Annotated in this window: 23 protein-coding genes; 11 read left to right on the top strand and 12 right to left on the bottom strand. The window is 64.0% G+C overall.

All coding sequences use genetic code 11. The features are described 5' to 3' along the window. The first annotated feature begins 94 nt into the window (after positions 1–94). Positions 95–1,078: a lysostaphin resistance A-like protein gene (locus ACODNH_RS11190; RefSeq protein WP_434531380.1), complete on the top strand. Its 984-nt coding sequence runs from the start codon at positions 95–97 to the stop codon at positions 1,076–1,078. 5 nt (positions 1,079–1,083) lie between these two features. On the opposite strand, the gene ACODNH_RS11185 is transcribed toward ACODNH_RS11190, so the two are convergent. Next, on the bottom strand, positions 1,084–1,287 hold the full coding sequence (locus tag ACODNH_RS11185; protein ID WP_004590055.1) for a DUF7561 family protein: 204 nt from the start codon (positions 1,285–1,287) through the stop codon (positions 1,084–1,086). Between the two features lie 109 nt (positions 1,288–1,396). Between ACODNH_RS11185 and ACODNH_RS11180 the strand changes: the two genes are divergently transcribed. From ACODNH_RS11180 to ACODNH_RS11170, 3 genes are read left to right on the top strand one after another with little or no spacing between them, the layout of a single operon-like run. Then, complete coding sequence (locus tag ACODNH_RS11180; protein WP_306710297.1) at positions 1,397–2,383, top strand: NAD-dependent epimerase/dehydratase family protein; 987 nt, start codon at positions 1,397–1,399, stop codon at positions 2,381–2,383. Between the two features lie 54 nt (positions 2,384–2,437). Beyond that, on the top strand, positions 2,438–3,376 hold the full coding sequence (locus ACODNH_RS11175) for an NmrA family NAD(P)-binding protein (protein WP_434531379.1): 939 nt from the start codon (positions 2,438–2,440) through the stop codon (positions 3,374–3,376). Then, positions 3,373–4,107: a DUF7530 family protein gene (locus ACODNH_RS11170; RefSeq protein ID WP_306710293.1), complete on the top strand. Its 735-nt coding sequence runs from the start codon at positions 3,373–3,375 to the stop codon at positions 4,105–4,107. Before ACODNH_RS11175 ends, ACODNH_RS11170 begins: the two co-directional genes overlap by 4 nt. Here the strand turns inward: ACODNH_RS11170 and ACODNH_RS11165 are convergent. After that, a complete protein-coding gene (locus ACODNH_RS11165; protein ID WP_306710291.1) occupies positions 4,094–4,267 on the bottom strand; it encodes a DUF5786 family protein in 174 nt (57 codons plus the stop codon). The genes ACODNH_RS11170 and ACODNH_RS11165 overlap by 14 nt on opposite strands. Positions 4,268–4,420: 153 nt before the next feature. Here ACODNH_RS11165 and ACODNH_RS11160 point away from each other — a divergent pair, with 153 nt between their 5' ends. The 4 genes from ACODNH_RS11160 to ACODNH_RS11145 all read left to right on the top strand — a co-directional run bounded on the left by ACODNH_RS11160 (position 4,421) and on the right by ACODNH_RS11145 (position 8,974). Further along, positions 4,421–5,395 (top strand): DUF5784 family protein, encoded by a 975-nt coding sequence (locus ACODNH_RS11160; protein ID WP_170096455.1) that lies wholly within the window; start codon positions 4,421–4,423, stop codon positions 5,393–5,395. A 146-nt stretch (positions 5,396–5,541) separates the two neighbouring features. Further along, positions 5,542–6,537, top strand: a complete 996-nt coding sequence (locus ACODNH_RS11155) for an AAA family ATPase (protein ID WP_434531378.1) — start codon at positions 5,542–5,544, stop codon at positions 6,535–6,537. A gap of 146 nt (positions 6,538–6,683) precedes the next feature. Further along, entirely contained in the window at positions 6,684–8,366 is a 1,683-nt protein-coding gene (gene thsA, locus ACODNH_RS11150) for a thermosome subunit alpha (RefSeq protein ID WP_306710486.1), read from the top strand. Positions 8,367–8,749: 383 nt separating this feature from the next. Further along, complete coding sequence (locus ACODNH_RS11145; RefSeq protein ID WP_306710287.1) at positions 8,750–8,974, top strand: hypothetical protein; 225 nt, start codon at positions 8,750–8,752, stop codon at positions 8,972–8,974. Between the two features lie 8 nt (positions 8,975–8,982). On the opposite strand, the gene ACODNH_RS11140 is transcribed toward ACODNH_RS11145, so the two are convergent. Genes ACODNH_RS11140 through ACODNH_RS11120 form a run of 5 tightly spaced genes read right to left on the bottom strand, consistent with a single transcriptional unit; the run spans position 8,983 to position 12,372 of the window. Further along, complete coding sequence (locus ACODNH_RS11140) at positions 8,983–9,441, bottom strand: TIGR00725 family protein (protein WP_306710285.1); 459 nt, start codon at positions 9,439–9,441, stop codon at positions 8,983–8,985. Positions 9,442–9,480: 39 nt separating this feature from the next. Then, positions 9,481–10,914 (bottom strand): poly(3-hydroxyalkanoate) polymerase subunit PhaC, encoded by a 1,434-nt coding sequence (gene phaC, locus ACODNH_RS11135; protein WP_306710283.1) that lies wholly within the window; start codon positions 10,912–10,914, stop codon positions 9,481–9,483. Between the two features lie 2 nt (positions 10,915–10,916). Further along, on the bottom strand, positions 10,917–11,462 hold the full coding sequence (locus tag ACODNH_RS11130) for a poly(R)-hydroxyalkanoic acid synthase subunit PhaE (protein ID WP_306710281.1): 546 nt from the start codon (positions 11,460–11,462) through the stop codon (positions 10,917–10,919). A 45-nt stretch (positions 11,463–11,507) separates the two neighbouring features. Continuing rightward, on the bottom strand, positions 11,508–12,065 hold the full coding sequence (locus ACODNH_RS11125) for a hypothetical protein (protein ID WP_151101217.1): 558 nt from the start codon (positions 12,063–12,065) through the stop codon (positions 11,508–11,510). A 7-nt stretch (positions 12,066–12,072) separates the two neighbouring features. Beyond that, on the bottom strand, positions 12,073–12,372 hold the full coding sequence (locus ACODNH_RS11120) for an AbrB/MazE/SpoVT family DNA-binding domain-containing protein (protein WP_434531377.1): 300 nt from the start codon (positions 12,370–12,372) through the stop codon (positions 12,073–12,075). A 300-nt stretch (positions 12,373–12,672) separates the two neighbouring features. Here ACODNH_RS11120 and ACODNH_RS11115 point away from each other — a divergent pair, with 300 nt between their 5' ends. After that, entirely contained in the window at positions 12,673–13,218 is a 546-nt protein-coding gene (locus ACODNH_RS11115) for a MaoC family dehydratase (RefSeq protein ID WP_434531440.1), read from the top strand. A 1-nt stretch (position 13,219) separates the two neighbouring features. On the opposite strand, the gene ACODNH_RS11110 is transcribed toward ACODNH_RS11115, so the two are convergent. The 4 genes from ACODNH_RS11110 to ACODNH_RS11095 form a co-directional block, all read right to left on the bottom strand. Next, positions 13,220–14,062, bottom strand: coding sequence for an alpha/beta fold hydrolase (locus ACODNH_RS11110; RefSeq protein ID WP_434531376.1), 843 nt, complete (start codon positions 14,060–14,062; stop codon positions 13,220–13,222). Positions 14,063–14,138: 76 nt separating this feature from the next. Beyond that, complete coding sequence (locus tag ACODNH_RS11105; RefSeq protein WP_434531375.1) at positions 14,139–15,443, bottom strand: NADH:flavin oxidoreductase; 1,305 nt, start codon at positions 15,441–15,443, stop codon at positions 14,139–14,141. Positions 15,444–15,561: 118 nt separating this feature from the next. Then, positions 15,562–16,089, bottom strand: a complete 528-nt coding sequence (cgi121, locus tag ACODNH_RS11100; RefSeq protein WP_434531374.1) for a KEOPS complex subunit Cgi121 — start codon at positions 16,087–16,089, stop codon at positions 15,562–15,564. Next, entirely contained in the window at positions 16,089–18,485 is a 2,397-nt protein-coding gene (locus ACODNH_RS11095) for an ATP-dependent DNA helicase (protein ID WP_434531373.1), read from the bottom strand. The genes cgi121 and ACODNH_RS11095 overlap by 1 nt, the downstream gene beginning before the upstream one ends. A 115-nt stretch (positions 18,486–18,600) precedes the next feature. Between ACODNH_RS11095 and ACODNH_RS11090 the strand changes: the two genes are divergently transcribed. Beyond that, positions 18,601–18,846 carry a ferredoxin gene (locus tag ACODNH_RS11090; RefSeq protein ID WP_306710265.1) on the top strand — a complete coding sequence of 82 codons (246 nt, stop codon included), beginning with the start codon at positions 18,601–18,603 and terminating at the stop codon, positions 18,844–18,846. Here ACODNH_RS11090 and ACODNH_RS11085 read toward each other — a convergent pair. After that, the gene (locus ACODNH_RS11085) at positions 18,836–19,282 is read right to left on the bottom strand and encodes a MaoC/PaaZ C-terminal domain-containing protein (protein ID WP_306710263.1); all 447 of its coding nucleotides are present in this window, start codon (positions 19,280–19,282) and stop codon (positions 18,836–18,838) included. The genes ACODNH_RS11090 and ACODNH_RS11085 overlap by 11 nt on opposite strands. 84 nt (positions 19,283–19,366) lie before the next feature. Between ACODNH_RS11085 and ACODNH_RS11080 the strand changes: the two genes are divergently transcribed. Beyond that, positions 19,367–20,836: an MATE family efflux transporter gene (locus ACODNH_RS11080; RefSeq protein WP_306710261.1), complete on the top strand. Its 1,470-nt coding sequence runs from the start codon at positions 19,367–19,369 to the stop codon at positions 20,834–20,836. Positions 20,837–20,852: the final 16 nt, after the last annotated feature.

The raw sequence follows: 20,852 nt of genomic DNA, 5'->3' as shown, positions 1-20,852 counted from the left end.
CTCCAGCGAGCGGAGTACAATAAAAAGTCTCACCGGCTTCCAACCCGGAAGCGGTGCCCGCGGTGATACGTCTGCTCCGGCCGGCAGTCCATCTATGTCACCGAGTTCACCGGAGCAAAGAGACAGCCAAGCGACCGCGAGCGTGGTCGAGCGGGCCGCCTCGGGACTCCGCTGGCCGGTCTGGAACAGTGCAGACAGGAGGGTCAGAGCGCCGCTGCGTGCAGTGCTTCCGGCGGTGTTGTCGTTTCTGGTCCTCGCGGCGCTACAGTCTGTCGTTCGATCACGGTTCACACATCCGGTCCGAGAACCGATCGAAGCGGCCGGGATCGGGGCGATTCTCGTCGCCACTGTGTTCGTCAGTGCTCGTCTCCTCGACCGCCGCTCCGTCGGCGAGTACGGGCTGTCACTCGACCGCCGCTGGTGGCGGTCGTTCGCCGTCGGTGGCGCGATAGCGACCGTCATCAACGCCGGCGCGCTCGCCGTCGCTGTCGGTGCGGGCTGGGCCACGGTTGTCGGGGTCGCGGAGGGGGCCGGCGACCTCCCGTTCCTCCCGGCGATGGTCGTCGTCTTCGGCTACATTGCTCTCGCAGCAGCGTGGGAGGAAGTCGTCTTCCGCGGTGCGATGCTGAAGAACCTCGTCGAGGGGGCAGATGAACTGGTTCCGCGGTGGGCGGCGGTCGGGCTCGCGGTGCTCCTGAGTGCGCTCGTCTTTGCCTTCCTGCACGGCGGGAAGATCGATCACCCGAGCCAGTACGGCTACTACCTACTCGCCGGACTCGTCTTGAGCGGTGCGTACGTACTCACCGGCGACCTCGCGCTCCCGATCGGCTTTCACGTCTGGTACAACTTCACCCAGAGCGCGGTGTTCGGTCTCGGCCACTCACAGCAGACCCCCGAACTGTTCGCCGTCGAAATCGTCGGTCCACCTCGATGGGTCGGCGAGGAAGGGGTCGTCTTCACTGTCTTTGCTGTCATCGGAGGGCTTCTGATATTGGCATACGTTCGCTGGCGCGACGGCCATCTCAGAATCGACGAGCGCGTGACACAGTGGACGCCAAGACCCGAACGGGAGACGTGATGACGTTAGAGGGCGGCCACATCCGCCGCAGTCACTTCCTGATCGTCGGGTAGCCGGTCGATACAGTCATAGCAGAGGAAATGCTCCGTGTCGTCGCCGAGTTCGAGGACGATGCCCTCAGTCGGTCTGGACTCCTGCGACCAGATGTTGGCAATGCCGCCAGCTATCGAAACGTTCGTATCACACCCATCGCAGGCTCTGGAAGCCATTTCCGACGTTTATGCACTGTATACACTTCAAGGTAGCTGGCCCCTTCGAACAGTTCAGCGTCATTAACTCTCGGCATACTTTTGTCGCCCGACGGGCACCATTCAGATAATGCAAATATTGGTCACAGGGGGTGCCGGGTTTATCGGCGGTCACCTGGCACAGCGGTTCGCCGCCGACAGCCACGATGTCGTCGTGCTCGACAACCGCGACCCGTTCTACGATCTGGATATCAAGCAGCATAACGTCGAAGCGGGGCGGGACGCCGCCCGGAACAGTGACGGGAGCTACGAGTTCATCGAGGGCGACGTGCGTGACGCAGAGCTGGTGACGGACCTCGTCGCCGACGCCGACTACGTCTATCATCAGGCCGCCCAGGCTGGCGTCCGACCGAGCGTCAAGAACCCACGAAAGTACGACGAGGTCAACGTCGACGGCACGCTGAACCTCCTCGACGCCTGCCGCGACGAAGGTATCGAGCGGTTCGTGATGGCCTCTTCCTCCTCCGTCTACGGCGTCCCGCAGTACCTGCCATACGACGAGCAACACCCCACGACCCCCGTCTCACCCTACGGTGCGTCGAAGCTCGCCGCCGAGCGCTACGCCTGTGCCTACAGCGAAGTGTACGACCTCCCCGCCGTCGCCCTCCGCTATTTCACCGTGTACGGCCCGCGGATGCGCCCGAACATGGCAATCTCGAATTTCGTCTCCCGGTGTCACAACGGCGAGCCGCCGGTTATCTACGGTGATGGCACGCAAACGCGAGATTTCACCTATATCGAGGACGTCATCGACGCGAACATGACGTTGCTCCACGAGGACGCCGCGGACGGCAAGGCGGTCAACATCGGGTCGACTGACAACATCGAGATCAAGACGCTCGCGACGGAGATCCGCGACCAGATCGACCCGGACCTCGATCTAGTCTACGAGGAACGCCACGACGCCGACGCCGAACACACCCACGCCGCGACCGATCGCGCCGAGGAACTTCTCGGCTACGACCCGGACCACACTATTCGGGAGGGGGTCGCGAAGTTCATCGACTGGTACCATGACAACCGTGACTGGTACGAGCCGCTCGTTCGACAGTCCTGAGAGGCGACACGAACAGACCACGGTTTTAACCCCGTCCCGTCCTGCAGGAAGGGTATGCATGTGCTCGTGACCGGTGCGACAGGGTTCGTCGGGGGCCATCTCGTCCCGGCGCTCCTCGGGGCCGGCCACAGCGTCCGCGCGCTCGTTCGCGACCCGAGCGAGTACGACCCACCAGACGGCGTCGACGTGGCGACGGGCGACCTGCTCGACGCGGGCAGTTTCGACGCCGCCCTCTCTGGGGTCGATGTCGCGTACTATCTGGTCCATTCGATGCGTGCCGGGAGCGACTACGCCGAGCGGGACCGGCGGGCAGCGCGGAACTTCCGTCGGGCGGCTGACGAGGCCGGTGTCGACCGGGTCGTCTACCTCGGCGGCCTCGGCGAGGACGACGAGACGCTGTCCGAGCACCTCCGGTCACGCCGCGAGGTCGAGTTCATTCTCCGGGACGGCGGGTACGACCTGACGACGTTCCGGGCGGCCATCATCATCGGCGCGGGCTCGGCAAGCTTTCGAATGATACGCGAGCTAACGACGCGACTGCCCGTGATGCTGACACCACGCTGGGTGCGGACAGACTGTCATCCGATCGCTATCGATGACGTCATCGCGTACCTGATCGACGTGCTCGATAAGCCGGAAACAGCCGGCGAAACCTACGAGATCGGCGGGCCGGAGGTACTGACATACGCTGAGATCCTGAAGCAGACGGGGCGACTCATGGGGACCGGTGAGCCGACGATCGTGCCGATACCGGTGTTGACGCCGAAGCTGTCGGCGTACTGGGTCGCGCTCATGACCGATGTGCCATCGAGCGTCGCCCGCCCGCTCATCCACGGGCTGAAGACGCCGGTGGTCGCAGACACCGAGGCTGCGCAGGCACAGTTCGCCGTTGACCCGACATCGTTCGCAGACGCGGTCAGGCTGGCCCTCAGCGAACCGCGGAGCCGCGAAGCGACACAGGCGGCCGCAGCCACGGGTGGTGCCGGCAGATGAGCGGCGACAGCGCCCGCCCCGAGTACGGCGAGACGTGGGTGTACGAGAGTATCATCGGCGCACTGCCAGGGATCCGGCTCCCAACGTGGGCGGCGATGGCGATTCAGCTCCTCATTTTCGAGGTTGCCATCATCGCCCTGTCGTGGTACTACGAGGTCTGGAGCGCCGCAATCGCCGGCACGGTCGTCGTGTTCGTCGCGACCATCGGAAGCGCAGAGATGCTGCGAATCAGTACACTCATCCGGCGTATCGACGTGCCACCGACCTACCGTGCGCTGCTGTTCGCCTCGAACGTCGAAGTCGTGTTGTCCGTCCTCGCGTACATCGCACTGCTTACCCATCTGTTTGTGTTCGACCCGCAGGTCAGTTCGATGCCGTTACTGGGCCGACTGTTCGGGTCGGAGCCCCCGGTACTGGTCGTGTACCTGACACTGCTCATTCTCTGGGATGTGAGTTACCGCATCGGGACGGGGTGGTGGGCCAGCGTCACGGGTCTGTGGCGGTCGGCTCGCTACCGGTTCGACCCCGAGACAGCACGGGTGTTCATACGGGCCGACCTAGAGATCTGGGGCTTTGGCGTCCTCCAGCTCGTACTCGTGCCGTTCGTGCTCGACCAGCCGGTGCTGCTCGCGGCACTAATCGGCCATGTGTTAGCCGTCACAGCGGTGACGGCCGTCTCTGTCGGGCTATTGCGCTACCGGTCGAGAACGGCCGCAGTCAGTCGGAGTTAATCTGCTTGAACTGGTCGAGCAACTCTTCTGTCGACTCGTCACCGTCGTAGTCGACGCTCCCGTGGTATGTACTCCGGTCATCGTCTTCCGCCAGTTCGACCTCGCTGTTCTTGCGCTCACGGCGTTCGTGTTCGTCGTCGTCGTACGCTCCCATCGACATAGGTTACCACGGTGAAACTTGGCTGGTAGTGACTATCAATGTAACGGTGGTCACAGAAACCGTACCACACGGGCAACAGAGCAGTCGAACGGTCCAAAGAGGGTGTTTCGACAGGGCGGAACGCCCAAGACCACTGACCATCTACACGACCCTGTGGCTGGTCCCTTACGTCTGCGACAGTCGAACGAGCGATGGAGTGAAAAGCGAGTCCGGACGGACCTGCTGACACCGTTACAGAACACCTTCGGTGCGACGATGAACGGACCGTGGTTCGCCCCGCCGGAGGGCTGGGCCGCCCGCCGACTGGAGATGGACAACGGCGATCTGGCGCTGTTTTGCTGGAACGGCCAGCGGGCGTACTGGGTCGGAAATACGGAGACACCGGAGACGCTGTGGCGGACGGAGAAGTACACGTTCGACGAGGTGCCCGACGAGATTAGCGAGTGGGTCCAGCGCGAACTATTCGCCCAGCTAGAGGTGGAGGACCCCTGGCTCACTGAGTACGAGACGCTGGCGCACTTTTTCCTGCCCGTGTTTCTCTCCAAGGACGGCCGGGAGTCGACACGGACGTTCTTTCGGGACCACGCCGGCGGCTTCCCCGACGCCGACCGTGAGGATGGACTGACGTTCTACGACGACTTCCTCGCGACCGGGGCGCTTGACGACTACCGCTACACGATGGCGAGCAAACTCGGGACTAGCGAGGGGTTTGATCTTTCGCGGATGCGAGCGACGATGGGCGAGTTCAACGTCGCCAAACTGCTCGTCGATGCGGGCAACGACATCAGGCCCGAGGTCGAACTGGACTCCGGCCACTCCGTCGATTTCCGGGTCGAAGACACGCTCGTCGAGGTCACTCGCCCTCGGCCGCCATCCCGGCGGCAGGTCGACACTGCCGTCGGTGCGGTGAAGGCGTCCGGCGACGCGAAGACACGCGACCAGCTAGCGGCCCACCCCGGTGCGGTCCTCGTGGTCGACTGCAGTTCTTTCCCGGATGACGACTGGCGGCGAGTCTACGGCGAACAGCCAGACGTGGGATACTCGCCGACTATCGTGTTCCGTGCTCGACCGGACGGCAGCATGGAAGGGTACGCCTACGGCTCGGTTCCGTTTCCACTGCCGTTCTAAGCAGGACGGCCAGGTCACGTTATCTTCCTCGAAATCCGGGGCGTAACATATAACGCGCCGGACGGGTAAGGCTGAGAGAGATAGCCGTGGTGGACGACACAGAGCAACCGGGTTCTAGCGGCGCGGGACAGTCGGTCTCGGAGGTAATGGACCGACTCGAATCGCTCCGGTCCGAGGAGGAAGAACGTTCCGAGAGCGCCGCCGCTGGCGTGTTACTGGACCAGCTACAGGAGGTCGAACAACGGCTGCTGGCCTTCGGTGAGGCGCTGGGCGGGACGGCCGACACCGTGACGGACCTCCCGTTTACTGAGGAAGCCGGGCTGGACCATATGCCTGAACCGCTGTACGTCCGCCACGACACCGAGATGCTGAATCAAGTCACGTCTTGGCTCCTGCAGGACCAGCACATCGGACTGGTGAGCCCCTACGGCACCGGAAAGACGGCCTTCCGTGAAATTGTCCTGCGTGACCTCTCGAAACACGAGGGTTTTGTCATCACGCATCTGGACAATCCCCGCGAGACGACGCCGCGGAAACTCTATCAGACGGTGCTGACCGCCGCCTACGCTGCGGGCTACTCCATCGACCAGCGCAATTACTCGCAGGTCCGTGATGGGATTCCGTGGGCGACCGCCGAAGCGAAAGACGCTGTCCACGAAATCGTTCGCCGCGTGCGCGAGGACGGCAAGACGCTCTTGCTGGTCGTCGATGAGATCGAAGTGCTTGAGGCGGACCTGCTGTCGCCGCTGCAGGTGGCCGGGGACGCCGGCGTTCGGCTGTTCCTCACCGGGACACCGGAGGGGAAACGGCGGGTGGCAGAAATCCGGGGAACGCTCGACTCCCGACTACGGTATTATGAGGGTATCGACCCGTTCTCGCCGGACGACGTGGCCGAGTACGCCGCCCGCTCGCTGGCGTACTTCCGGGACGAACCCTACGAGGGACAGGCCCCGGACCTTTTTACCCGGGCCGCAATCGAAGATATCCACGAGCGGACCGATGGCAATCCCCGGGAAGTCCGTATCGAGTGTCGTGAACTATTCACAAGGGCGGCGTTCGTCTGGTACCGGACCGGACAGGACATCTCCCGCATCCAGATTACGCCGGAACTACGCCACCGTCGGTTCGGAATGGGCCGCTAAGCGGCACTAAACGGGTATATAAACCACCCACGTTATACGGTATCACACCGTCGAGTGTGGCGTGCAATAGGGCGATACACCGCCCGCCACCGTAGCTTTTATATAGAATCACATTCAATCATCGTTTGACTATGGCTCAACAGCAGATGGGCAACCAGCCCATGATTGTACTTTCCGAGGAGTCCCAGCGGACATCCGGAAAGGACGCGCAGTCGATGAACATCACGGCCGGGACGGCCGTCGCCGAGGCCGTTCGGACGACTCTGGGTCCGAAGGGCATGGACAAGATGCTCGTCGACAACTCAGGCTCGGTCGTCGTCACGAACGACGGCGTCACCATCCTTGATGAGATGGACATCGAGCACCCCGCCGCCAACATGATCGTCGAGGTCGCCCAGACCCAGGAAGACGAAGTGGGCGACGGTACGACCACGGCGGTCGTCATGGCCGGCGAACTCCTCTCGAAGGCCGAGGAACTCCTCGACCAAGACATCCACGCCAGCATCCTGGCCCAGGGGTACCGCCAGGCCGCCGAGAAGGCCAAGGAAATCCTCGAAGACAACGCCATCGACGTCGACGCTGACGACACGGAGACCCTCGAAAAGGTCGCCGCGACCGCGATGACCGGCAAGGGCGCGGAGTCCTCCAAGGACGTCCTCGCCGAACTCGTCGTCCGCGCCGCACAGTCCGTCGTCGACGACGACGGCAGCGTTGACACTGACAACATCCAGATCGAAACCGTCGTTGGCGGCGCAACCGACGAGTCCGAACTCGTCGAAGGCGTCATCGTCGACAAGGAACGCGTCCACGACAACATGCCGTTCGCCGTTGAGGACGCCGACGTGGCCCTGCTCGACACGGCCATCGAGGTTCCGGAAACGGAGCTCGACACCGAGGTCAACGTCACCGACCCCGACCAGCTCCAGCAGTTCCTCGACCAGGAAGAGGAGCAGCTCAAGGAGATGGTCGACAAGCTCGCCGAAGCCGGTGCTGATGTCGTCTTCTGCCAGAAGGGCATCGACGACATGGCTCAGCACTACCTCGCGCAGGAAGGTATTCTCGCTGTTCGCCGCGCCAAGAAGTCCGACATCGAGGCGCTCTCGCGCTCGACCGGCGCGCGCATCATCTCGAACATCGACGACATCGAAGCCGACGACCTCGGCTTCGCCGGCTCCGTTGCCCAGAAGGACATCGCTGGCGACGAGCGTATCTTCGTCGAGGACGTCGAGGACGCCCGCGCTGTCACGATGATTCTCCGCGGCGGCACCGAACACGTCGTCGACGAAGTCGAGCGTGCCATCGAGGACTCGCTCGGCGTCGTCGCCGCCACGCTGGAGGACGGCAAGGTCCTGCCCGGCGGCGGTGCCCCTGAGACGCAGCTCGCACTCGGCCTGCGCGACCACGCCGACTCCGTCGGTGGGCGCGAACAGCTCGCCGTCGAAGCCTTCGCCGACGCCATCGACGTCATCCCGCGCACCCTCGCAGAGAACGCTGGTCTCGACCCGATCGACTCGCTGGTCGACCTCCGCAGCAAGCACGACGGTGGCGCAGTCACCTCCGGGCTTGACGCCTACACCGGTGAGGTCGTCGACATGGAAGAGGACGGCGTCGTCGAGCCCCTCCGTGTCAAGACCCAGGCCGTCGAAAGCGCAACCGAAGCAGCCGTCATGATCCTCCGCATCGATGACGTCATCGCTGCTGGCGACCTCAAGGGTGGCCAGGGCGACGACGACGAGGACGAAGGCGGACCTGGCGGCCCAGGCGGCGCGCCCGGCGGAATGGGCGGCGGCATGGGCGGCATGGGCGGCGGTATGGGCGGCATGATGTAAGCGAGGTTTCGGAGAAACCTCGGTAAGCCGAGCGGGGAACAGAGCGGGACCGAAGGTCCCGCAGGCAGTCGGGCGGCACCGCCGCCCGACGACGAAGTGACCCGCGAGGCAAGCCATACATACGAAACCCGGGCCCTGTCGCGCTGCTTCGCGGCGCGGTAGTCACTCGCTGCGATTCAACCGGCGCGCGAAGCGCGCCGGATGCTTGCCCTACTCGTCGATTCAAGCGACAATCACCGCGGTTCTATATTTTCTATCGTCAACCTGGGTTAGTGTCGACGCTGTTTGAGTAGTGGCCTCAATCCAAACGGCTAGCCCGAGTATGAAGCAGACATATCGCAAGCAGGCACCACGGTCAAACCGACGCGGCACCTTGTCACAGTATGGACCTGACACGGCCCGAACGGCGGCTACTGTGGACCGGAACAGCGCTGGCTGGCATGCTCCATCTACTCGTTCCGGGGCTGTTACTGTCGCTGGCGCGGCTGGGCTATCGCTGGGTACTGTCGGTGGAGTTTACGCCACAAGAGGGGTCTCGTCGCCGGGTCAGGCTGCTCGGCGTGGGGAACCTCGTTGTTGCGGCGGTGCTGAGACGGATACTCGACTGAAACGGCGGCTACTGCACGGCAGACTCGACGTGTTCGACGGCCTCGGCGGGAGTATCAACGTGTTCGATAGCGTCGCCGACTGGGCTGTCGAGGCGGTGTGTTCCAAGTCCGGCGACCGGCCGGTCTATGTCGAGGGCGTGGCCGAGTTCCGAGAGCGTCCCGGTGCCGCCGTCGATAGCGATGACGGCCGCGCCGTTCATCACGACGAGGACGTTCCGGGCATTGCCCATCCCGGTCGCAATAGCAGTCTCGACGTAGTCGTTTGCGGCGGCCCGGCGCTCGCCTGGGAGGATACCGATAGTGTGGCCGCCGGCCTCACTCGCACCTCGGCAGACCGCCTCCATCACACCAGTGAGGCCGCCACAGACGACATCGTGGCCATGCTCACCGAGTCGGCGCCCGGCCTCGCGTGCCTGCTGGTACTGTTCGTCGGTGACTGTCGAGCCGCCGATGACCGAAACGCGCATGGCTAATCGTACAGCGGGAAACAGAAAAACGGCGCCGGATTACAGCTGGTCGAGCCAGTCCTGCGCGCGGGACTCGGTGGTCTCAGCGATATCGGCCAGTTCGGCCGGATCGTATTCAGCCAGGTCCGCAACGCTGTGGATGCCGGCGTCGTGCAGACGGTCGGCGTATGTCGGGCCGATACCGGAGACGCTATCGACATCGGCAGGTCCGTCGGTCGCGTCGTCTTCATCCTCGGTAGCGTCGGCACCGACATCATCAGTCGCGTCAACGTCGATGTCGGTGAGTTCCGACTGGTCCACCGCGTCGTCTGCAGCCGCCTCGGGGGATTCGACCTCAATGTCGACTTCTTCGCTCCCTTTGCTACGCTCGGAGTACCACTCGGCGACCTCGGGCCAGAGGTCGGCGTGCGTCGACGACGAAACCGAGAGGCCGATGTGGCCCGTCGAGAACTCGATGGTTCGCGTGTCGTCGCTGGCGATAACGTCGTTGAACGGCTTGGAGGCCTCCGGCGGGATGAGGTGGTCGTACTCTCCCATGAGCTGGAGGACGGGCATGTCGATGTTGTCCAGGTCGACGTGCTTACCGTCGAGTTCCAGTTCGTTCCGGTAGAGTTTGTTGTCCTGATACACGTCCTCGAGGAACTGAACGTAGGCTTCGCCGGCGACGTCAATACCGTCGCCAAGCCACTGCTCCATCCGGCCGAAGTTCTCGACAAAGCCTTCGTTCTCCATGTTCTCCGCGAACCGGATGTACTTCGTGACGTAGTTCTCAACCGGGTCCATCAGCGCGAAACCGATGTCGAGCATATCCGAGGGGACGTTGCCGAACGTGTCGACGACATCCTGCGGGGAATAGTACTCCTCGGACCCCCACTCTTCGAGGACGCCGCCAGTGTGGTCGAAGCACAGCCCAGCAGCCATCAGGCCCAGCGTGTTAACTTTCTCCTTGTGGAGCGCGGTGTACATCACCGACATCGTCCCGCCCATACAGTAGCCGAGGATGTTGATCGCGTCCTGCCCGGAGCGGTCGCGGACCACGTCGACGCAGTTGTCCATATAGCGATTGACGTAGTCATCGAGGGTGAGGTGCTGGTCGAGCCGTGACGGCTCGTTCCAGTCGATGAGATACACGTCGTGGCCCGCCTCAAGCAGGCGTCGGACGACCGACCGCTCTTCCTGCAGGTCGAGGATGTACGGCCGGTTGATGAGCGCGTAGACGATGAGTATCGGCACGTCCTCCTTCTCCTCGTCCGGCACCTCGATGCCGGCGGCTTCGGCGTCGTAGTGGAGGAGTTCGAGCTTGTTCTCCTCGTAGACGACGTTGCTGGGCGTCTGGCCGACTTCGACGGACTCCATCAGCTCCAGTCGTTCGTCAGCGATCTGGCTGGTCTCGGCGGCGTCGGTCATATTCTCCAGCGTCTTTCGCTGCCAGTTGAGCGCGGCCTCGAACGGATTGAACGGATTGCTGGACATGATTACTCTTCAAGGTGTTCGAGGACGCGGTCGAGCTTCTGTTCGACCGCGTGCTGGCGGCGTTCGAGTTCGACGAGCCGCTCGGCGACCTCATCAACGTCGTCGCGTGTCGGGAAGCCCATCTGTTCCAGAGCGTCCTGACTCAGGTCGTCCGCTTCCTGTTGCATCTCCATCATCGACTCGACGAGCTGGCCGTTGGCGGCCGCAAAGGCCGAGGTGCCCATGACGTGCTTGAACGCCTCGTTGGCGGACTGCAGCCAGATATCACGGAACTCGGCCGGGTCGACGTCCTCACCTCGAGCGGCGTCGGTCGAACGCTCGACCATCTGCTCGGCGGCGTCCATCCACTCCTCGTAGGCGCGGTTGTAGCCATCCATCCCGTCGGCAAGGTCCTCTTGCTCCGGGATCGTATCCTCGACCGCATCGGCCCACGATTCCACGAAAGCCGCCTGGGCCTTCATGTTCTGCTCCATCGAGTCAGCGACCGCGTTGTTCATCTCCTCAACCATCTCCGTCCATTCCTCCTGAATGTCGTTTGTGTTACTCATAATAGTACCTCGGCGGCGGGCGCACAAAAAAACCGACTGTCGTTTTTACGCTTCGACGTCGACAGCGTCGGCGGCTTCGGCCTGCACTTCCTCGACCTGCTCCTGAATCTCCTCGACCTGCTCCTGCACTTCTTCGAGCTGCTCGCCGAACTGCTCGGCGGCCTCGACGGACTGCGCTTCGAGTTCCTCGTGGGCCTCGACGAGCATGTCGACCTGATCGTTGACGGCGGTAACGTACTCGTCGGTCATCTCGTCGTAGGTGTCGGCGCCCTCTTCAAGCTCGGTTTCCATGTTGTCGAAGACCTCGGCGTGGTTCTCGAGCAGGAAATCGAACTGCTCGTCGACGGTCTCACGGATCTGCTCGACAGTTTCGGTCATGCCGGGCATCGTCGACGCCATCGCGTCGAGATAGCTGTGGAACGCGGTCTGCTGGAGCTCGACACCGCGGCGCTGTGCCGACTCCTGTGTGTCGAGGCTGTCGATGACCGCGTTGTTGACGTTTTGCTGGAAGGAAACGCTCTGTTCGAGCGCCTTCTGGCTCTGCTCAATCGTCGCACGCTGCATCTCGAACGCTGTCGTAACGGGGGTTGTGTAGTCTACCATTGTTGGATTACTCGCTGTTGTTGTTAGTGACCGGGAGGACGACGGCTTGAACGATATCGCCTTCGTCGATGCCCAGCGCCTCTCGCTCCGCATCGGGGATGCTGATCCGACCCCCGCTCTGCACGCGGGTCTTGAACGTCGCCATCTGACTCATGGCACCGAGCTGATTCATATCGAAACTCGGCATGCCACCGTTGGCGAACATCTGTCTCATCAGCTGCTGTTGCTGTTCCATCGCGTTCTCGCTCGCCTGTTGCATCCCCTTGAACATCGGAGGCCACATCAGGCCATCATCCTCGTCGGCCATCGGTCAACTACATGTACTCTCCTCAACAGTATAAACCTTCCGCTGAAAACCATTGAATACCATTGAATGGCAGAAGATGGTATTAGCGTTTCAGGAGCGTCGAGGAGCGTGCTACGCCCTGCAGCGTCGATAACTACAACCCCAAATACGCGTCTGACGCCCGTTAGACGGCTTTTATCGACAGCTGAGGCGAAACCAACACCAAGGTTTAATACTCCGACCAATAAACTACCAGAACAGATGAGTTCTGAATCGCCACGAAACCCGCTGTTAGACACATGGACTGAAACATCGTCACATATGTTCAACAGCGTCGTCGCAGCTAACCGGGCAGCGTTCGCCGCGTTTGGCGTCCAGCAGGAGGATGAAGACGGCGTAATGCCCGCAGATCGTATCGAACCGAACGAAGATCTCCCGGAATGGCACGTCTCGATCTCCGAAGACCACCCGGGCCGCCTCGGCGTCGGCGACCACGTCGATTTCACGAAGACGATCTCGGAAAACGACGTGCAACAGTTCGCCGCCGCGAGCGGCGATACAAACCCGCTGCACTTAGACGACGAGTTTGCGGAGCAGACACGCTTCCGGGGCCGTATCGCCCACGGGACGCTCGTCGGGAGCCTCATCAGCGCGGCGCTGGCACGACTGCCGGGGCTGACTATCTATCTCTCACAGGATCTGGAATTCCACAACCCGGTCCGTATCGGCGACCGGCTCACTGCCGAATGTGAAATCGTCGAGGATCTCGGCGACGAACAGTACCGGCTGACCACACGCGTCCTCGCTGACGACGAAGTCGTCATCGACGGCGAAGCGGTCGTCCTCATCGACGAACTGCCGGAATAACTCAGCAGAACGCTCGCACCGCTCGGTTGAAACGGTCGGGATGTTCCCGCGGCGGACAGTGCCCGCAGTTCTCGAAGATCTTCAGTGTGCTATCAGTAACCGTTCCAGCCGCCTGCTCGGACCATCGACGGGGGAGCAGTGGGTCGACGGCCCCGTGAATCAGCATCGTCGGCACGTCTATCTCCGCCAGCCGGTCGGAGTAGTCGGTCCGGAAGCCACACCACTGGAACTCGCTGCGCTGCCAGCGCCGCATCGCCCGGACTGTCTGTCGGTCGACGGCGTTATCGACATCCTCCACCAGTTGCTGGGGTGGCTCTCCGGGACCCATACTTCGGAGACTGTTTCTGATCGCCGACTGTGACGATCCGACGCCCTGCCAGAGCATGTTGCCGAGTATCGGCGTCTGCAAGACGCTACTGGCCGCCGTTCGCCAGTAGGCGTCGGCTCCCAGCCCGTAGCTGTCGACCAACACCAGTCGCTCGACAGGGCCGCCATCGAGCGCGTGGCCGAGCGCGATTGCACCGCCCATCGAGAGGCCAGCCAGAGCGGGTTCTTCGATACCGAGCGCATCGAGAAACTCGGACAGCGTCTCAAGATAGTAGTCGGTCGTGTACGTTCGGTCGGGCTTGTCACTGTCGCCGTGGCCCGGCAAGTCGAGCGCATACACCGTTCGCTCCGGCGCAAGTGCGGGCAGCGCGTGTCGCCACGAGACGGTCGCGGCGTCCAGCCCGATACCGTGGAGAAACACCATCGGCGGCCCCTCGCCACCGGTCCGGTAGTGAATGTCAACGTCCTCGCCGTCGACAGACAGCTCGACGCGTTCGGACGAAATCCCTGTAGTCATCGGCACTCGTTCGGGACCGAGCGCGTATGAGCCTTTGTATCGGCTCAGTGACGGTGGCGGCGGTATCGAAGGCCGGTCACTCAGTTCGCTCGTAGGCACCGTCCCGCCGGAGTCGGGCCTGCTCGCGGACGATAGCCGGCGTTCGACAGCGGCCCGGTTCGCCGGTGACCTGCGGGACGGTACAGTTGTTACAGCTCTCACACAGCGCGTCTGCGCCGTCGAGCAGGCGTGCGCCGAGTCGCGGTTCGGCGTAGAACGGGCGGGCCATCCCGACCGCGTCAGCGGCGGCGGTCGCTCCAGTCGCTCCGAGATACCGGTCACAGTCGGCACGCGTTCGAAGACCGCCCTCCAGCAAAACCGGTACGTCCACGCGCTCGCGCACCGCTCGACAGAAGTCGGCGTTCCAGCCCGGGTCGCGGCTGAAACGGCGGGCCTGCAGACGATTAAGCAACTGAACGGCACGCGCTCGTAGGCGTCCGCCGAAGACCGCTGCGTAGTCGTCCTGCAGGTCACTCGCGTCCCAGGCCCGGTCCGGAAACGCACCACGGACAATGCTCATGTCCCAGAACGGGGACACTTTGACTGGAACAAGCCCGTCATAGCCGATGGCCGCCGCTCGAGTCGCAATGGCCACGCCATCTCTCCGAGTTAGGTGCCTTCGAACGAAACTCGGCGCAGCGGTCTCAGCTGGAACTTTCGTGACCAGTGGCACATTGCCGGCGTGTTCCCGAACGGCGTTGTGGATTGCTTCGAGGAACCGAACGCCGTCCCGGAACTCGTCGCTCCGGCGGTTGTAGAACGGCGAGAGGAACTGCTGGATCAGGCTCATGTTCGCCGCCGAGAGGTGGATACCATCGTAGCCCGCGTCAACGGCGTAGCCGGCACAGCGCCCGAACTGCTCGGCCAGTTCCCATACCTCGTTCGTCGAGAGCACATCCGGCTGGAGCGAAATCAGGCCAAGCCGGTCAAGCGCCCGGAGTTGCCAAGGCGGGCGGCTGACAGCGAGCTGGCGCTGGTCCGGATGGGTCTCGCGGTATTCGGCGTGCCACGTTGCCATGCTTCGGAGGCCGCCGTGGGCCAGTTGCAGAAAAATGCGACCGCCGTGGTCGTGAATTGCCCCGGTGAGCCGTTCAAGTCGCTCGACGAAGGCCGGGTCGTGAACCCGCGTCATGTTCGGCGCGGCACAACCGCCACGGTCGGTGACGATGCTCGCCCCCTGGAAGAGGAGGCCGACACCGGAGGCTGCCGTCGGTTCGAGTTCGTCGATAAGCGTGTCGACGGCGGCCGCGCCGTTGCCCGCACACTCCAGTACCGGTGCACGATACAGTCGGTTGGGTACCTCGATGCCACCTATCTGCAGCGGCGTCTCCAGCGCGGTCACGACTGCTCGCGCTCGTCGAACGTCGTCACGGCGCGGGCGCGCTCACTGGCCCGCTGCCGTGCCGTCCGCTGTGGGTCCATGTGTAGAACTGGCATGTCCGTCGGGAAAAATACTGCCGTTACTTCTCGACCGGGAGCAACGCCACACGCTCCCGAACGGCGTCGGGAAGGTTGCCGGCTGTCGCAGCGAGTTCGGTGTCCGTCACGTCGAAAAACGACCGGACGCGGTCGGCGTCGTACTCGCCTAAGGTGGACGTCGTCGTAAGCTCCTCGCGAACGTCGTCTTTAGCTGCCTCGATACCGTCCTGTTCGCTTTTTCCTACGTGAGTTTCTTTCCGTTCGTGGTCGACGATGACTGCGACGACGGGACAGGCTCCCTCGCTGACGCCCATCGTCAGCGCGCGGTTGATCTGACGGCGGCCGGCCGCGTACAGCAGGATTTCGACCCCGAAATCCTCCGCGATGGCGTTGCCCCGGTCGTGGGCCCGGGTCGCGAGTTCGACGGCCAGTTCGAGATGGGTGCGGTCTACGACGTAGCGGGCGTCGAATGCCTGCACCGTGACGCCGTGGCTGTCGCCAATTTCACTAAGCGTCTCCACGAACGTGCCCACGTCGCCGATTTCAGCAGTGCCTTCGACGACCCGCATCAGAAATCACCCAGACTGGACTGGTCATCATTGGCTGTCGATTCGGCAGTCGTGTCCCCGTCTGCACTGTCGTCGAGGTCAACATCGGGCGCGGGCTCGATGCCCTCCATCGACGGGTTCCGGTGGCCGGCGTTCTCCAGCACGTTCTCGGCCGTCTTCCGACGGCCTCGGAGCGCTGCTAGCACGACAGTCTTGTCCGCATCTCGGAGCTGTGCGCGGTCGGTGATGCCGGCCTGGAACAGCCGCCGAGCACGTTTGCGGCCGACGCCGCGGACGCCGGCCAGATTGACCAGTTCCTCTCGGACGCCGTGTTCGACGCGAATGCGGGCCTCACTGATGGCCCGCGCGGCGTCCAGATCGACCTCGCTGGCCAGCGATTCGGCGGCCCCAAGCAGCCACTGGGCCGTCTCGACCTTCCCGCGGATGTCGCCTGGGCCGACGCCGTACCGCTCCGTAATTGTCGCCTCGTCGACCTCCGTGGCCCAGTCTTCGAGCAGACGGGCAGTCTTCAGCGCCGAGAGCCAGTCCTCGAATCGGCCCTCCTCGAACTCCGACGGCGTAGGTCCGAGCAGTTCTTCCTCGCGCTCGAACAGTTCCATTTCGTACTCCTCGCGGTCGCCCGAGCGGAGATAGAGCTGGTACATATCCGGCGTCCGCGAGACGAGATGGTACAGGCCCAGCGCGGAGATGTCGTCCGGGTCCGCGTCGGCGTCGTCGGTCTCGTCAGCATCCTCAGCGAGTTCGCTGGCGGTTGTGAAGCCGCTATCAGCCGGCGGCTCCGCGGGCGTCTCGGCCGGCGACCCGCTGGCCGAGGTACTATCGCTGGCACCCCGTTCCCAGTCCCGCAGGCCGTCGACGATTTCGGCGGCGCTCATCGGGTCCAGATAGAGCCGCGAGACGGTGTGGCCCAGCGAGGTAGCGTCGAGTTCGCCAGCTTCGATTTCTAAGAAGTCATTGCGCTGGAGGTACGTGAGTACGTCGTCGACGACGCGTTCGAGTTGGCCGCTGTCGTCGGTCTGGCTGGCGTACAGCGTCTGTTCGAGGAACTCAAGCAGTCCCTCACGCGAGCGCGCAAAGCCAGAGGCGACGGTCGCGAGGATGTGAGTCCGCAGGGCCGGTTCGGCCGCGAGTTTCGACCGGACCGGTTCCGGATCGGCCCAGACGTAGCGTTCGAACAGTTCGTCCACTTCGTCGTGGCTAGAGGCGATGAGTACCGCCTCGCCGTAGGGGTCGAGCCCCGGGCGGCCAGCCCGGCCCATCATCTGGTGCACTTCAAGCACCGACAGCGGGGCCATCCCGCCGGCCGAGCCGTCGTACCGCCGCCAGTCGCGGACGACGACGCGCCGGGAGGGCGTGTTGACCCCGGCCGCGAGCGTCGGCGTCGCACAGACGACCTTCACCAGCCGGTCCCGGAAAGCCTCCTCGACGAGTTCGCGGTGGCCCCGTGAGAGGCCGGCGTGGTGGAACGCCGCCCCGTCCGCAACGGCGTCCGCGAGGTCGTCGCTTGTTTCCGTGTCGCTCACGTCCCGGATCTCCTCGGCGATATCAGCCAACTGGTCCCGCTCCTCGGCACTGAGGTGGGGCCGGACAGTGTTCGCCAGCCGGCCCGCCGCCGCCTCGGCGTTGCGCCGGGAGTTGACGAACACCAGCGTCGACCCGTCGTCTTCCAGCGTATCGCGGACGATAGCCGCGGTCTGCTTCTCGTTGTTCTGCACCGAGAGGCGTTGTTGGCTCCCGTCTTCGAGGTGCAGTGCCTGCCCGTAGTGGACTCCCTTCTGGAGGTCGATTGGCCGCCAGTCAGAGTCGACGAGCCCCGCGTCGAGCCACGTCGCCAGCGCCTCGGCGTTGCCGATAGTTGCCGACAGCGCGACGGTCTGTAAGTTAGGATTGAGCCGGCGGAGCTTGGCCAGCGTCACCTCCAGTGTCGGCCCCCGTTCGCCGTCATCGACGAGGTGGACCTCGTCAGTGACGACGCAGGTGAGGTCCTCGATCCAGGGCGCGTCGTTCCGGACCAGCGAGTCCACTTTCTCGCTGGTGGCGACGACGATGTCCTTGTCCGCGAGCCATCCGCCCTCGGATTCGTAGTTCCCCGTCGAGACGCCGATGTCGAGGCCGTACTGCTCAAACTCCTCGAAGTCAGCCTGCTTCTCGCTGGCCAGCGCTCGCAGTGGAACGATGTACAGCGCTTTCCCGCCGCGGGCAACCGAGGAGAGCATCGCTAGCTCGGCGATGAGGGTCTTCCCGCTCGCCGTCGGAATCGACGCAACCAGATTCTCCCCCTCGGTGACCCCGGCCTCGACGGCCTCGGCCTGTGGCGGGTACAGCTCCTCGATGCCGTCGTCGCGCAGGTGGTCCGGGAGCCACTCGGGCACGCCCGGCAGGTCCGCAACGTCCATTACACCCCGCTTGGGTCCTGCCCCGATTTAAACTGTCGCACTGCAACCGTGTCGGTCCACTAGCGCATCGAGTCCCGAGGGGAACGCCTTTGCCCGCGAGCGGCCAACACGAGGTATGCGAGTCGAGTACGACTACGACACCTGTATCGGGATGTTCCAGTGTGTCGCGGAGTGGGACGCCTTCGAGCGCGACGAGGACGCCGGCAAAGCGGTGCTGGCGGACAGTGAGGAACAGGAAGCGGACGTGTTCGTTCGGGAGGTCCCAGATGACGCCGAACTGGACGCGAAGTTTGCCGCCCGGTCCTGTCCAGTCGACGCCATCACACTCTACGACGACGACGGCGAACAGCTCATTCCCTGATTATTCCTTCGACAGTCGCTTCAAGCACGACGGTTCCAGCGGTGTCGCCGTCAGCCTGCTTCGCCGCGGCTGTGTCGGCCTGACCGGAGTCAACGCCGCAATTGATGCGCCGGACAGCCACATCACCCACGAGAGCGACGCCGCCCTCGACATCCAGATCAACGTCCACGACCGTTAGTTCACAGACCAGCGTCTCGCCGGTGTACACCGGGCGCTGGAACTGCAGGTCCATCCGCGAGGCAAGCACTTCCAGATCACCGCCGATGCTGGTCAACAGTGACGCGGTGAGCAACCCCTGGACCATCCGCCGGCCGTCTCCATCAGGCTCCGTGTGGCGGGGCTGGTCGTCTCCGGAGAGCGCGGCGAACTGGTCGACATCTTCGGGCCGGAACGTCCGCGTCTCGGTGAACGTCTCGCCGACTTCGACGGGAGGCATATGCTTGGCTGTCGGCGCTTTGTGGCAAAAAGCCACGGCCCCGTCCCGAAACCCACAGGGGGCTGGGCTCCCCAAGTCAGAGCGATGTCGACTGGTGGTCCCCTCCGCCGCTTGCTGACTGCGTTCCCCGCATTGCTGGCCAGTGCAGGCCTCGTCGATCAAGAGAAGGCGACGACCGCGACCGACCTCGCCGCGCCGGTGATGGTCACGGGCGGCCTCCGCATCCTCTTGCGTCTCGCCGACTTCCTGATGGTCGGTCTGGCGCTCGGTGACGCGGCCATCGCTGGCCTCGAACTCGGCTTCCAGTACTACTTCGTCGGGTTTGGGCTCTCACTGGCAGTCTCCTCTGGGACAATAAGCGTCGTCTCGCGGCTGCAGGGGGCCGATCAGCCGGAGCGTGCAAACCTCGCGGTCAAACAGTCGCTGTGGATCGCGTTGCTCGTCTCCCTGCCGCTGTCGGTACTCTGCTGGCGCTATCCGGAACTACTCGTTGGGGTTCTCACCGACGACCCGGCGACCATCCGCCTCGGCGCGACGTATCTCGCCATCGTGATGTTGTCGCTGGCCCCACGGTTCTGGAGCATGGTCGCCGCCCGGGCGCTGGCGGGCAGCGCCGACACCCGAACGCCGATGTACGTCCGCCTGCTTACGCTGCCGACGAATGTCGCACTCAACGCCATCCTCATCTTCGGCGTCGGTCCGTTCCCCGAATTCGGCATCGCCGGTGCGGCGTGGGGGACAGCCATCGCGAACACGCTCGCGGCAGTGATTTTCCTCGGACTGTTGCTGTCCGGGCGCTACGTCGTCACGCTCCGGCCCGGCGGGACGCAGTTCAGCGCCGACCTCATGCGCGAAATCGTCCGTGTCGCCCTCCCGCTGTCCGGAATGCGGCTACTGCAGACGTTCGCCCGCTTCCCGTTCCTGTTCATTCTCGGTGTGCTGGGGACGCCGACACTCGCGGCCTATGCCATCGGCCGCCGGGTCATGCTGCTCGCGCTAATGCCGGCGTGGGGGTACGCGACTGCCGCGTCGACGCTGGTCGGGCAGTCGCTGGGTGCTGGGGACGAAGGAGAGGCGACCGCCTACGGCTGGCAGACGCTTCGCGTCGCGCTTGCTCTCCAGCTCGTCGTGGCGGCCCTGCTTGTGGTGTTTGCCCGACCCATCGTCGCCCTGTTCGGGACCGCCTACCCCGACCTGGCGGCGGCGTTCGTCCGGGTGTTCGGCCTGCTCGTCGCCGGCTTCTCCATCTCCCGGACGATGCGGGGCAGCCTGCGGGGTGCCGGCGACACACGCTGGCCGCTATACGGGACGTTCCTGGGTGGCTACTGCTACCGCCTCCCAGTGGCTGCCCTCGCCCTGCCGTCGTCGTTCGTGGTAACCGTTCCGGTCCTCAATATCGCCGTCTCACCGGGACTCGGGATTGGACTGCCGGCAATCTTCGCTGCACTCGTTGGCGACTTCTACCTGAAAGCTGCGGTCAACGCGGGCCGGTTCTGGTCCGGTGGATGGCGCGACGTTGCCAGACAGGCGAGCGTTGGTGCGACTGACGACTGACACCACTGGTCGTCTC

The sequence above is a fragment of the Haloarcula sp. NS06 genome (assembly GCF_051122755.1).
In the GTDB taxonomy this organism is placed as follows: Archaea; Halobacteriota; Halobacteria; order Halobacteriales; family Haloarculaceae; genus Haloarcula.
The sequence above is the reverse complement of the archived record's forward strand: the minus strand, read 5'-3'. Positions and strand labels throughout refer to the sequence as shown.